10 protein-coding genes are annotated in these 13,115 nt (G+C 37.0%); 1 reads left to right on the top strand and 9 read right to left on the bottom strand.

Translation table 11 applies throughout. The features are described 5' to 3' along the window. Positions 1-16: 16 nt before the first annotated feature. The 8 genes from DCC35_RS02930 to DCC35_RS02895 form a co-directional block, all read right to left on the bottom strand. Positions 17-1,045 carry a sensor histidine kinase gene (locus DCC35_RS02930; RefSeq protein ID WP_137089386.1) on the bottom strand — a complete coding sequence of 343 codons (1,029 nt, stop codon included), beginning with the start codon at positions 1,043-1,045 and terminating at the stop codon, positions 17-19. Between the two features lie 13 nt (positions 1,046-1,058). Next, positions 1,059-1,412: a hypothetical protein gene (locus DCC35_RS02925; protein ID WP_137089385.1), complete on the bottom strand. Its 354-nt coding sequence runs from the start codon at positions 1,410-1,412 to the stop codon at positions 1,059-1,061. 221 nt (positions 1,413-1,633) lie between these two features. Further along, a complete protein-coding gene (locus DCC35_RS02920) occupies positions 1,634-2,497 on the bottom strand; it encodes a substrate-binding periplasmic protein (RefSeq protein WP_137089384.1) in 864 nt (287 codons plus the stop codon). A gap of 160 nt (positions 2,498-2,657) precedes the next feature. Continuing rightward, positions 2,658-3,509 carry a type 2 periplasmic-binding domain-containing protein gene (locus DCC35_RS02915; RefSeq protein WP_137089383.1) on the bottom strand — a complete coding sequence of 284 codons (852 nt, stop codon included), beginning with the start codon at positions 3,507-3,509 and terminating at the stop codon, positions 2,658-2,660. A gap of 64 nt (positions 3,510-3,573) precedes the next feature. After that, on the bottom strand, positions 3,574-6,447 hold the full coding sequence (uvrA, locus tag DCC35_RS02910) for an excinuclease ABC subunit UvrA (protein ID WP_137089382.1): 2,874 nt from the start codon (positions 6,445-6,447) through the stop codon (positions 3,574-3,576). Then, positions 6,426-7,388, bottom strand: coding sequence for a lytic transglycosylase domain-containing protein (locus tag DCC35_RS02905; protein ID WP_137089381.1), 963 nt, complete (start codon positions 7,386-7,388; stop codon positions 6,426-6,428). The genes uvrA and DCC35_RS02905 overlap by 22 nt, the downstream gene beginning before the upstream one ends. Beyond that, positions 7,388-8,116: an LOG family protein gene (locus tag DCC35_RS02900; RefSeq protein ID WP_137089380.1), complete on the bottom strand. Its 729-nt coding sequence runs from the start codon at positions 8,114-8,116 to the stop codon at positions 7,388-7,390. Before DCC35_RS02900 ends, DCC35_RS02905 begins: the two co-directional genes overlap by 1 nt. 82 nt (positions 8,117-8,198) lie before the next feature. Continuing rightward, entirely contained in the window at positions 8,199-9,098 is a 900-nt protein-coding gene (locus DCC35_RS02895) for a TIGR01777 family oxidoreductase (RefSeq protein ID WP_137089379.1), read from the bottom strand. Positions 9,099-9,111: 13 nt separating this feature from the next. Here DCC35_RS02895 and DCC35_RS02890 point away from each other — a divergent pair, with 13 nt between their 5' ends. Further along, positions 9,112-9,786, top strand: a complete 675-nt coding sequence (locus DCC35_RS02890; protein ID WP_137089378.1) for a hypothetical protein — start codon at positions 9,112-9,114, stop codon at positions 9,784-9,786. 86 nt (positions 9,787-9,872) lie between these two features. On the opposite strand, the gene DCC35_RS02885 is transcribed toward DCC35_RS02890, so the two are convergent. Next, on the bottom strand, positions 9,873-12,773 hold the full coding sequence (locus DCC35_RS02885; protein WP_137089377.1) for a TonB-dependent receptor: 2,901 nt from the start codon (positions 12,771-12,773) through the stop codon (positions 9,873-9,875). Positions 12,774-13,115 lie beyond the last annotated feature (342 nt).

Genomic DNA, 13,115 nt, shown 5'->3' with positions numbered 1-13,115 from the left:
ATTAAAAAATTGGATATTATTTTAAGGGTATCCGAATGCTGGTTTTAACCTTATTCTCTTCTTCATTTTCTATTTTAAACTCTGCCTTGCCTTTATAAAGTAGATCAAGTCTTTCTTTAGTATTTGCAAGGCCATATCCTCTGGATAAAGAAAGTGAATGCTTTTCCAGATGCCCGCTGTTAATAATCTTGATTATCAAATAATTATTATTTTCAAAAGCTTCTATTGATATACACCCACCATCTACAAGGTTGCTTATACCGTGCTTTATCCCATTTTCAACAAGGGTTTGAATCATCATCGGTGGAACACTGACATTTTCGATGTTTCTGTCAACATCTATATTAAAATTTAACCTTTCCTCATATCTGATTTTCTCCAGATAAAGATAATCGGTAACGGTTTTTATTTCTTCTTTTAATTCAACAAACTTCTTTTTATCAAAGATCAACGACTTTCTTAAAATGTTACTCAGCTTGGTTATCGCCAACTTACTTTTATCAGGCTCAATATCAATTAAAGCCCTTATCGAATTAAGTCCATTAAAAATAAAGTGTGGATTAAGCTGAGATCGTAATTGATTTAATCGAATTTCATTAATGTACGCCTGGTATTTAAGGTTAGCCCGATAATTACTGATATAATGGTATGAAAAATACAATACTGTCCAGATAAGAAATAAAAACTCGTTGACAATAATTGTTACTATAAAGGTGGAAAAGGTAACATCTGTCCGCGGATCGTATAAATCAGTAAAATGCACTGTCGCAAGCCCCCAGAAATAACCGACGATACTCATCAAAAGAGTCGATAAAAATACTCGGGGTAAAACTTTAGAAATCGGTAGATTAAGCCAACTCTTTCTAATAATAATTTCCCTGTAAAGATGAGTAATTAAAATACTATAAATAGCAAATGAAATATAGCTGAATGCGGCAGGGACTGATATTTCATTAAGAGTAAAATAATATCCAACTATTTGGATAAAGGCTAAAGCAAACCAACCAACAAATTGGCAGATCCAATAGATTAACTTTTTACTCATTAATAATTAATTATCATACGGTGTCGAAAATGAATGACAGCACTTTAAAAAATACATTCTGCCCTAAAATCACATTTCGATCGAAATTCTCGATAGATTCTAATACTTGTTGATTTTCTAAAAATATTTTCTCAACTGAGTATTCCAGCCCGTTGGACAATAATGTGTTTACAAGTAAAGCCAATATTGCTATAAATATAGGGATAAGTTTTTTTGTTTTCTTGTATTTCCTGATTGAGCTAAACCTCTCAAGAATCAAAATAGCCGTCACGAGTATCAACACAGAAGAAGAAACAACCTGATCAACCAGGCCGGTACTGCCTGCTAATAGTATGATTCCGGTAAGAATAATATAATATCGTGTCATGGCTATTTTTTATTCAAAATAGTATAATTACTCATTAAAAAGTACTAATTAATTGTTTTACGGTGTGAAAAAATGTTAAGCGGACAATTTTTAATTTTATTGAATTTGTAATTTTTCTAAGAATCACTAAATTTAAGTCTCTTTATTCATAGTTGATAAATTCCTAATGTTTTGGTTGAAAGATGGCTGCTCTCCCCGAGCAGCCTTTTCTTTTTATCTTTTTAAGGATTTTGTACTGCATCAAGCAGTTTCAATGCATTTGGACCAAGGTGTTTAGCTAGTATGCTTCTGTATTGACCCCCATTTAAATACTGATCTGATAAGAATTGAGAAAATACTGGCCCCCATCCTGACCCTTTGGGCATTATAAACCCGAAATATTCATTTGTCTCATCCATTACAGGCTGCCTTTTTATCGTTCGGTAATCTTTTAGAGAAGACAGGTAATAAGTAAAATCCAATACACTAAAATATCTCGGATCTGTAGACACTTTCTTACTTACATCCATATTACTTGTTAGGTACTCAATTTTCATCCCCGGAAAATATTTTGATTTAATCTGTCTTAAATATTTTTCGTTCGTTGACCCTTTTACCGTGACCGCAGTCATGTTTTTAAAGGCATTTCTAATATTTGAAGGTGATTTTAAGGTTCCTACAGAGTTGTGAGTCACTAAAATTGAAATATTGTTTATAAATGGCGAACTAAAAGTATATTCTCGCTTTCTCTCTGGAGTAATAGTGATATTTGCTACCCCAACGGTTCCATCCGGAGCTGACTTTACTGTTTGCATAAAGGCCGGAAAGCTATTATTTCTGGCTAATGCCCAATTACCATTGATTGTTATGCCATATTTTGATTTAACCCATTTTTCAAAATCTTTAATAATGTCATAACACAAACCGTTCATCCCTCCAGGCCCTTTTTCTATAAAACCCGGAGTATCCAGATAAATATACTTGAGCGTTGCTGTTTTCGTTTGCTTAGCCTTGCTAAAAGATGTTGTCTGCGAAAAACTATTAAAAGAAGCTACTGTTAATAGAATTAGAAAAATAGATAAAGACTTAAAAAAATTGAATTTCATAATTTCCCTGATTTGATTAAAAAAGGAAAATAATAATTTTTCGTATCTAATAAAAACTAAAACTTAATCTTCTTTTAATATTATTTGATCAAAATAAAAATAGCTGTTTCCAACATTCTACAGAATATTAAAAACAGCTAAAACTTACTCAATCTTGCTATTAATTTGCATAAGAATCCAGCAGCTTTAGTGCTGATGGCCCCAGATGTGTAGCAATTGATTTTCTATATTGAGGACTGTTTAAATAAACTTCTCTTAAATATTTTGATAAAACCGGAGCCCAATCTGATCCTTTTGGCATCACAAAGCCGAGGACTTCATTTGCCTCATCCATAACTGGCTGTCTTTTAATGGAGCGATATTTTTTCAACGAAGCCAAAAAATAGCCCAGGTCAACTATAGAAAAGTATTTAGGATTTTCGGCAATCTTCTTACTGACATACATATTGCTTGGCAAATATTCAATCTTCAAACTCGGGAAATACTTCTTTTTTATTTCTAAAAGTGCTTTTTCATTGGTAGTTCCCTTAACAGAAAGTGCTGTCATATTGGCAAAAGCACTTGAAATCTCTGCAGGCGACTTAATAGTCGGGACAGATGAATTTGTGGCCAGGATGGAAATGTTGTTAATATAAGGATGACTAAAGCTATAAGACTTTTTCCTGGTTTCTGTAATTGTCACTCCTCCTACGCCAATCACTCCTGCCCCAGCGGATTTTACCTTATTCATAAAAACAGGAAAGCTTTGCTTCGGTGTAGGAACAAATTTGGTAGTCAGCGTGATACCATATTGCGATTTTACCCAGCTTTCAAATCCAGTAAGAATATCAGGACAGATTCCCTGCTGGCCTCCTCCGGCATTTTCAATAAAACCGGGAGTTTCCACATAAAAATATTCCAGGCTTCCGGACCCTTTTTGCTTTGCTTCAGAAAATGAAGTGGTCTGGGCGAAGGCTGTTACACTGAGGAAGACGAAAAAAGTGTAAATAATAAAGCGTTTAAAAAAATTCATAATAAGGGGTTTAAGGTTTAGGATAAATCGTAAACTAACCTTTCAACCCAATATTATCAAGTAATTAATCTAATTCTGCTTTTAAATACTTACCTGTGTAATTATTCTTTTCTTTAATTAGATCTTCTGGTGATCCTTCAAACATTATTTCTCCTCCGGCTTCACCGCCTTCGGGTCCAAGATCAATAATATGATCGCACACTTTTATTACATCCAGGTTGTGCTCAATTATCAATACCGTGTTTCCTTTGTCAACCAATCGGTTCAAAACATCCAGCAAATGACTAATGTCCTGAAAGTGCAAGCCTGTTGTTGGCTCATCTAAAATATAGATAGTTTTGCCCGTGTCCTTTTTTGTCAATTCGGTAGAAAGCTTAACTCGCTGTGCTTCCCCTCCGGACAAAGTAGTTGCATGTTGACCGAGGCTGATATAACCCAAACCGACTTCTTCAAGAGTTTTTACTTTCCTGGCAATCTTTGGTAAATGCTCAAAAAATTCTACAGCCTGCTCAACAGTCATGTCCAGCACGTCAGCAATTGACTTACCTTTATATCTTACCTCCAGCGTCTCGCGGTTATACCGTTTACCCTTGCAGGTTTCGCATTCCACATACACATCAGGAAGGAAATCCATTTCGATCACTCTCATTCCTCCACCTTCACAGGTTTCGCATCGACCTCCCTTAACATTAAAAGAGAATCTTCCCGGCTTATAACCACGAATCTTTGATTCTGGCAACTCAGAAAACAGAGCTCGGATATCGCTAAAAACACCTGTGTAGGTTGCCGGGTTTGATCGGGGTGTTCGTCCAATCGGTGATTGATCGACCTCGATCACCTTATCAATGTGTTCCAGTCCTTCAAGCGATTTATGAGGCATCGCTTTTCTGGAAGATCTGTAAACATAATTGTTCAATAAAGGATATAAGGTTTCATGAATCAAAGTTGACTTACCACTGCCGGATACTCCGGTTACACAAATCATTTTACCCAGTGGAAGTTTTAGATCTACTCCTTTAAGGTTATTCCCTGAAGCACCCAGTAGTGCGAGTTCATTTCCTGTTCCTTCTCTCCTTTTTTCAGGAACTTCAATAGCCTTTTCTCCGTTCAGGTAATCTGCTGTCCTGGTATTTGACTTGATAAAATCATCCGGCGCACCGGCAGCAACGATTTTACCTCCATGTCTGCCAGCTCCTGGCCCAATATCAATGATATAATCAGACTCGAGCATCATATCTTTATCATGCTCGACCACCATGACTGTATTTCCAAGGTCACGAAGATCTTTTAATGCCTTGATCAGTTTAACATTATCTCTCTGGTGAAGACCAATACTTGGCTCATCAAGAATATATAATACTCCGGTTAACTGAGTGCCGATTTGAGTAGCCAGTCTGATCCGCTGAGCTTCACCTCCTGACAATGTTTTGAGTGGCCTGTTTAAATGAAGGTAGCTCAAACCAACATCCAGTAGAAAGCCGATTCTTTTTCTTACCTCCTTTAAAATCTCCTTACCGATCAGTTTCTGTCTGTCTGTCATTCTCTCCTCAAGGCCTTCCATCCATTCACCTAAACGGCCAATTGAAAGCATTGCCAGTTCGGCAATATTTTTATTATCGATCTTAAAATGAAGAGACTCTTTTTTTAGTCGTTGTCCTTCACACTCCGGACAAACAGAAACGACCATGTAATCTTTGATCCAGTCCTGGATCTTACTGCTTCCGGTTTCTAATTGCCCTTCGAGAAAAGGAATTATCCCTTCAAATGTGGTGTTCCACTTGGTGCCCGGATATTTTTTCGAATCAACAGCCACCAGTGAATCATCACCATTGAGAATAATCTCTTTTACCTCATCACTTAGATCCTTGAAAGGAGTGGTGATGCTTTGTTTATGTCTTTTTAGAATAGCATTGAGCTTTTTAAAGACCCAGATATCCCGATAATCGCCAAGCGGAGCAATGGCTCCCTGGCGAATGCTCAGAGAAGGATCTGGAATAATGCTTTCTAACGTAATTTTTTCAATCTGACCTAATCCATTACAAGTCGGGCATGCCCCGTATGGACTATTAAATGAAAAGTTATTTGGTGCAGGTTCGTCATAGGAAAGACCTGTTTTTGGGTCCATCAAGGCTTTTGAAAAATGGTGAACCTCTCCATTTTCGTCCAGGATCATTAGAACATCCTTACCCTGCTGGAGTGATACCTTTACCGAGTCCAGTGTTCTTCGGTCTGCCTCTCCGGAAGGTTTTAACCGGTCAACAACAATCTCAATATCGTGGACTTTATACCGATCGACCTGCATTTTCGGAGCAACTTCCTTGATCTCTCCGTCAATTCTTACCGATGTATAACCCGATTTTCTAATCTGCTGAAAAAGCTCCCTGTAATGTCCTTTACGGCCTTTAACTACCGGTGCCAAAAGGTGTATCTTTTGACCTTTGAATTTTGAAACGATCTGTTTAACGATCTGATCTTCCGTTTGCTGAACCATTTTCTCACCACTTTTATAAGAAAATGCTTCGCCCGTTCTGGCATACAGCAATCGCAGGAAATCATATATTTCGGTAGTAGTACCTACAGTAGATCTCGGGTTTTTAGAAGTAGTTTTCTGTTCGATTGATATAACCGGAGAAAGGCCACTGATTTTATCGACATCAGGTCTTTCCATGCCTCCGATAAAAGAGCGGGCATAAGCTGAAAAGCTTTCCATATACCGTCTCTGCCCTTCGGCATAAATAGTGTCGAAAGCTAAAGATGACTTACCACTACCGCTGATCCCGGTTAAAACAACCAGTTTATTTCTTGGGATCTTCACATCGAAGTTTGTCAGGTTATGCTCCCTGGCACCGTAAACTTCAATGTTTTCATGACCGGTAAGGTCGATTGGTTGGTCAGTATTTTTAGATTTCTTTTGTTTTATTTCCGCACCGGTATCCATATATCGTATTGCTCTCCGTCTTTTACTGTTAACTTATCGTCTCTTAACCATTGGTTATACGCTTTAAGAAGCTTATAGTTTATCCCTTGTTTTAGGGAAAACTCAACCAGGTCAGGGATTGTTTCTGTAACAGTCACTTTACGCATTTTTATCCTGCTATAGAGGTTTTCTTCCTCGATCTCAAAACCATAATCCGAAGGGCTTTGAAGTAGTTCTTTACAGGCAAGAATCCTGAAAACATAGCGCGAAGTTTCATCATTGAGCATCAGGTCATAATAACTATCAACCTTTTGGTTTGCCAATGCTCTTTTGATTCCTGCAAGGCCACGATTATAACTCGCGGCAACTAGGGTCCAGTCGCCAAGATCCTCATGAGCATTTAACAGGTAATCACACGCTGCATAAGTTGCTTTTATCGGATCGTATCGCTCATCTACCTGCCTGTTGATCTCCAGGTCATATTCCTTACCTGTTGCTCTGAGAAACTGCCAGAAACCAACAGCACCCGCAGGAGAAACAACATTTTGAAACCCTGACTCTATTGCGCAAAGGTACTTAAAGTCATCCGGGACTCCTTTCTCCTTAAGTATCTTTTCAATTTGAGGCAACCATCTGTTTGCCCGCTTGAATAAAAAGATTGAATTATTATGCCAATACGTATTAATATGGATTTCCCTGTCGAGTCTTTCTCTCACGTCAGGAATATCCAATGGAACATCCTCTCCGGCAAATTTCAAGGAGTCCGGAAGATCGATCATTACTGTTTTAGTTGAATAAACTACCGGTTCACCAGGCTGTGCATTAAAAGGTGAAGCCGGTTGCTCATGTTGGTAATCCTTCTGTACTTCTGGAGGTTTACCAAATTCAGAATATACGATATAAAACAATAATGTGAATACTGTGAACGTATTCAGCGCAAGTAGAAGATTCTTTGTATTCATTAAAAGTTTGGAGACAATAAGTATTTAGAATAAAAGTCGTCGATAACCTTAACAGCATCTTCTTCATTATCAACTATATGAAAAAGGTCAAGATCCTCTTCGCTGATATTATTTTCAGCTTGTAAAAGTGTGTCCTGGATCCAGTTAGCTAATCCTCCCCAGAATTTTTTGCCAACCAGAACTATTGGGAAAGCACCAATCTTTTTCGTCTGAATAAGTGTTAAGGCTTCAAAAAATTCATCAAGAGTGCCAAAACCACCCGGCATAACAATAAAACCCTGTGAGTATCTGACAAACATTACTTTTCTAACAAAGAAATAGTCAAAGTTGATCAGCTTGTCTCTATCAATATATATGTTGTTAAATTGCTCAAATGGCAAGTGGATATTCAGACCAACCGAACGTCCACCTTCAGAATTGGCTCCTCGGTTACCGGCCTCCATAATACCTGGTCCGCCACCAGTGATTACTCCGTACCCATGCCTGACAAGCTTAGCTGCTATATCATGAGCCATTTTGTAATACTTGTGGTCATCCCGGGTTCGGGCTGAACCAAATATAGATACGCATGGACCGATTTTAGCTAGTTTTTCAAATCCTTCGACAAACTCAGACATTACTTTGAATATCACCCATGAGTCTGTACTCTTGATTTCGTTCCAGTTCTTTTCTTTAAATGCTTTGACAATCCTGTGTTCTTCCTCTTTATTTATTTTTTGTTCTTCCATTTGTTTCTGTCCTTAATTATTTAAGCAACCTTGAATTTAGCATATTATTTCAAAAAAGGTAAACCCATGTAGTAAAATATCTCTATAATAAGTCTTTTAAGGCATCGCTTACATTATCAAAATTAAATTCAAAGCCGGTTTTCTGAATCTTCTCGCACGAAACTTTCTGTCCGCCAAGTAAAACTTCAGCCCTTTCTCCAAGCATTGTTTTCAAAACGAAACCGGGTACATTTGGCAGGAATAAAGGCTTACCTAACACATCAGCGGCAGCTTTCGTTATTTGTTTATTTGTTACCGGATTGGGAGCAACTCCGTTGTATATCCCGCTGAGTTCCTGATTTTCAAGCAAATGAATAAATATATCAGTGAGATCATCAATGTGAATCCAGCTCATGTATTGATCTCCAGATCCTAATGGAGCTCCTGCATACATCTTAATGGGCTGAATTAATTGAGGTAATGCACCTCCTTTTGAATCCAATACAATTCCTATTCGTACCTGGGCCAGCCGGGTAGTTGAGTTAATCATTTTTTCAGATTCCTCCCATTGAACAGTCACATTAGCAAGAAAGTCATCACCGGGCTCATCATCTTCGGTTACCCATTTGTCTTCGGTATCTTTACCGTAATAACCAATGGCCGAAGCTCCGATCACCGTTGTAATATTATTGAAGAGTGGAATATGCTCAGCGAGAAGCCTCGAACTTTCGGTTCTGCTTTTTAGAATAACCTCCTTTCGGCTTTCAGACCAGGCTTCATCAAAAACTCCGGCCCCTGCCAGGTGGATCACCGCATCTGCCGTAGAAAGAGGAGTTGTATCAATTTCTTTCGTTGATGGAGACCAGAAATATTGTGGCGGGTTGCTATCTTTGTCTTCCGTTCGGCTGTAAATCGACACCTGGTATCCTTTTTGCTGAAGTTTTTTGGTCAGCTTTGAGCCTACTAGTCCGGTTCCGCCGGTTATTACTACATGATTATCCATAAATATTCTTTATATGTTTTTAAGATACACATTTATGACTCTTTTTGGTATGCTTTGTTTGGTTAGCTCCGGACAAAATAAACTTTCATACTCAGAAAAAGAGGTAAATATTGATGGGATGGAATACTTAGGAGCAACCTTTGTATTAAAAGGCGACAAAAAAATCATTGAAGAATCTGTGGAGATGGTTGTTCATGACAATGGAAAAAAAGACCGCGTTGACGGATATGAACTGATCTATTTTGAAACCAGCGGCTTTTCTTTTTCCGGAAAGACTATTGCCACATCAGTTGAAAAAGCCAGAGATGATATTTATACTATATTCGTTGGCCTGCAAGGAGATACTAAAAGAAAGGAAACAGAGAAAATTATCTATTCAATCTATAATCAATACGAGACATTAATTTTCCAGAAAATGCTGAGCAATGCAGAAGACGCTTCAGAATATGTCAGCAAGGAATATGATAAAACACTAAGGAAAATTGAAAATCTCAAAGATGATATCGAACATAACAAAGTTGAGATCAGGCGACTGCGACAAATTATTTCAAAACTAGAACAGGAAAACCAGGAATACGATTCACTGATACAATTAAAAGAGATTAAAGCAGATAGCCTTTATGAAGAAACAGAGGTAATGAAAAAAGCAGTAGACCTTATAAAAGAAGATTTTTTAGAGAAGCAATAAAAAAGGGCAGCTCCACTCCTGGATGCTGCCCCAAAATGAACCCTCAAAAGGTTTCTTTGTTCCAAACTACATTCGTGTAATCCGGATTAAAATTTATAAGTAACTCCAAAGTTAACATCGGTTCCAACCTGGTAACTTTCGAATACATAATCTGTATCCTGGAACTTTTTCTTGTAAGTCATGTTCAGAATATTCATTGCTTTGAATGATACTGACCAATGCTCACCAACACTTTTTCTTGAAACGAAGTTTAATGAAGGACGAGACTGCTCATATACATCTGGATCAATTGCTCCTGTTACGAATGATAGTCTTTCTCCCCATACGTTAAAACTTAAAGTGTTATCCCAATCAAGTTTCGGGCTATAGTGATTCAATGCCAGGTTTACAATATATGGTGATTGTCCTGGTAATGGTCTCCATTCTTTCAAATCAAGATTTTGAGCCTCATAAGCTGAGATTTCTTCATCACTCTTATCGATTCTTGAATAGATGTAGCTAAAGTTTGCACTGAACTTAAAGTTTTCAAATGATTCCCCGATAAAGTCAAGTCGCTTTCTGAACTCTATTTCTGCTCCATAAACTGTTGCAGTTCCAACATTTATTGGCCTAATCTCCGGTGAAGAAGCCTTCGGTGAAATTTGAAGTACTATTGGATTTTCGAAACTTTTATAATAAGCAGAAACTGCAATTAATTCACCAGCTTTCGGGAATAATTCATATCTCAAGTCAAAATTCTGAACTTTAGTTCTTTCAAGATTAGGATTTCCTAAAAAGTTAGGTCGTCCAACCATTGAAATAGAAAATATAGGTGCGATTTCTCTAAGGTTTGGTCTAGCCAACGTTTGAGTATATGCTGCCCTAAAGTTTGCGTTTTCTGATAGTTTATATCTAGAGTTAATTGATGGAAGTACATCTAGCTGATTAATAACACCTTTTGCAGCTCTTTCATCCAAACTAACAGTTTCAATGTCAGTTTTTTCTAACCTTGCTCCTGCAACGAATTGTAATTTATCAGTGACATTAATTTCAGCCATTCCATATCCAGCCAAAATAGTTTCATTTCCATTGTAAAAGTTCTGTAATCTCGATTGATCTGAATAAAAATTACCAAATCCATATCTGTCAGTGCCATTCGATTCCGGAGAGTCAACTACTCCAGCGTTATCGTTTGAAAAGAAAGCATCTAAATCCCCAGCTGCTTCACTAAAAGATAAGTATGAAGTATTGTACTGGCTATTAGGAACCTGAACCTGGCTATAGAAAAACTCCTGATAGTCTCTGTCTTTTGAAGAATACCAACCACCAAATTTAATTGAATGATCATACCCTTCGAATGGTTTAAAAGAAACATCGAGTTTCGCATTATACTGAACATCCTCAAGATATCTGTATAAATGCGTCGGTAGAATTCCTACCTCAGACTGGTTCATTATATAATTTCTTTCTCCATTTTCTACTGTAGTATTGTAAGCAAAAAGCTTCATATCTGGTTGGTCCTGAGTAACATTTACTCGTCCTGCTGACCAATCAATCTTCAGGTCTTTTAAGTCCATGAAATAATGCTTTCCTCTTAACTGCAAATCAGTAAGTCCTCTTTCAGTAAATCCATTAGATCTGGAATTAAAATTCTCATATCCTGTATTTCTCCAAAAGCCATCATTTACATTGGCAAATGATTCTCCTGTGTGATTGTATATTACATCGAAGTTAATCTCATTAGTTGGATTGAATTGGTACGAAAGTCCAAACAGACCACCTACTGTAGCAGTTTCTTTTCCAGAAGTCAGGCTATAATCTTGCTCTCTGATTAAATTATCAGAATTAGTTAACCCTCTGGAATAATATCCTTCCATTCCATTTGGAATAAATGTATATGATCTGCTATAAAGCAATCCAACATTGTATCCCAATTTCTTTTCTCCTATCGAGAACTGATCACCAAAGGCTATGTTTAAACCATGGTTTAGACCCGAATTCTTAGTTCTTTCGACAAAATCACTATTGAAAATTTTAGAAGATTCATCGATGATGTTTCTTTCAAATTCATTTTCAGTTAATCTTCCTTTAATAGCTGTTGCTCTGGCATTTGAAGAACCTAAAAGATATTCAGAGTATTCATCAAAAATCATTGGCCTTTCTCTGGTACCATCATCATAACCAAGCCAATCAGTCGAACCTGAATTAGAATCTATTATAAAGTCATTTCTAAAACTACTTTGCGTATTGTATCCAAAACTCATCCCCGCATTAAAATAAAATTCTTCGGGCATCGATTTGGTTGTAATATTTACTGCCCCACCCGTAAAATTACCTGGCATATCAGGAGTAAATGTTTTTGAAGTGATAATATTCATAACCATATCGGCAGGAATCATATCCATACTTGTTGAGTTTCTGTATGGATCTGCTGAAGGTAGAGGAATACCATTAAGCAAGGAAATTGAATACCTGTCTCCTAAACCTCTCATTACAACATATTTACCATCCTCAATTGAAGCGCCTGTTACTTGCTTCATCGATTCAGCAGCATTTGAAGCCCCAAGATTCTTGATCTCCTGAGAAGAGATACCATCCTGTACACCTACAGCTTTTCTCTGTAATGAAAGCATTGCTGCTTCGTTGTTTTTAATCTGCTTAGCTACTACAACAACTTCTTCCATTTGTTGTACGTCTGAAGCAAGTGCAACAGTAATTTCTGTGTTTTGACCATCTTTGATCTCAACACCTTCTACCGTTTTCTTTTGATAAGAAACGTAAGAGATTTCTACGTTGTAAGTTCCCGCAGGAATGTTTTTAATAGAATAGCTACCATAGATATCAGTAACCATTCCTTTAGAAATAGATGGAATGTATACTGTGGCTCCGATCAGTTCCTCGCCTGTCTCGCCATCAGTGATCGTTCCACTCATACTACCATTCTGTGCATGGGCTGCAAACGCCCCTGTTACGAATAATAAGAAAAATAATACCTTTGAGTAATTCATTTCATTTTTAATTTTGATGCTGCAAAGATATGTCACCTTATATGCGAAGTGTTTATGTGGCGTTTATCAATTTGTTAACCTAATGCAAAGCATTTTAACGGCATTTAACATTGGGTTAACATTCGGCATAAACCTGGTTAAAAATGAATTTTGAAAAGCCTTATAAAGAATTAAACTCTTATGCATTCAATCAAATATTTTCAGCTTTTTATATTGAAAATGAATGTTTAATCAAAATCTTGTTTGGAAATAAAAAAATATAGACTGCGGATTCAAATTTTATATTGATAACATTTTCCCTCTGTCATGAGTAAAAGATTAAAAAAAAATGATAAAAAAGAA

Source organism: Mangrovivirga cuniculi (assembly GCF_005166025.1).
GTDB classification, from domain to species: Bacteria; Bacteroidota; Bacteroidia; order Cytophagales; family Cyclobacteriaceae; genus Mangrovivirga; species Mangrovivirga cuniculi.
The sequence above is the reverse complement of the archived record's forward strand: the minus strand, read 5'-3'. Positions and strand labels throughout refer to the sequence as shown.

Bases quoted from the DNA above. Each gene is read 5' to 3' on its own strand.
- DCC35_RS02930 (WP_137089386.1), bottom strand. From the start codon at position 1,045: ATGAGTAAAAAGTTAATCTATTGGATCTGCCAATTTGTTGGTTGGTTT.
- DCC35_RS02925 (WP_137089385.1), bottom strand. From the start codon at position 1,412: ATGACACGATATTATATTATTCTTACCGGAATCATACTATTAGCAGGC.
- DCC35_RS02920 (WP_137089384.1), bottom strand. From the start codon at position 2,497: ATGAAATTCAATTTTTTTAAGTCTTTATCTATTTTTCTAATTCTATTA.
- DCC35_RS02915 (WP_137089383.1), bottom strand. From the start codon at position 3,509: ATGAATTTTTTTAAACGCTTTATTATTTACACTTTTTTCGTCTTCCTC.
- uvrA (WP_137089382.1), bottom strand. From the start codon at position 6,447: ATGGATACCGGTGCGGAAATAAAACAAAAGAAATCTAAAAATACTGAC.
- DCC35_RS02905 (WP_137089381.1), bottom strand. From the start codon at position 7,388: ATGAATACAAAGAATCTTCTACTTGCGCTGAATACGTTCACAGTATTC.
- DCC35_RS02900 (WP_137089380.1), bottom strand. From the start codon at position 8,116: ATGGAAGAACAAAAAATAAATAAAGAGGAAGAACACAGGATTGTCAAA.
- DCC35_RS02895 (WP_137089379.1), bottom strand. From the start codon at position 9,098: ATGGATAATCATGTAGTAATAACCGGCGGAACCGGACTAGTAGGCTCA.
- DCC35_RS02890 (WP_137089378.1), top strand. From the start codon at position 9,112: ATGTTTTTAAGATACACATTTATGACTCTTTTTGGTATGCTTTGTTTG.
- DCC35_RS02885 (WP_137089377.1), bottom strand. From the start codon at position 12,773: ATGAATTACTCAAAGGTATTATTTTTCTTATTATTCGTAACAGGGGCG.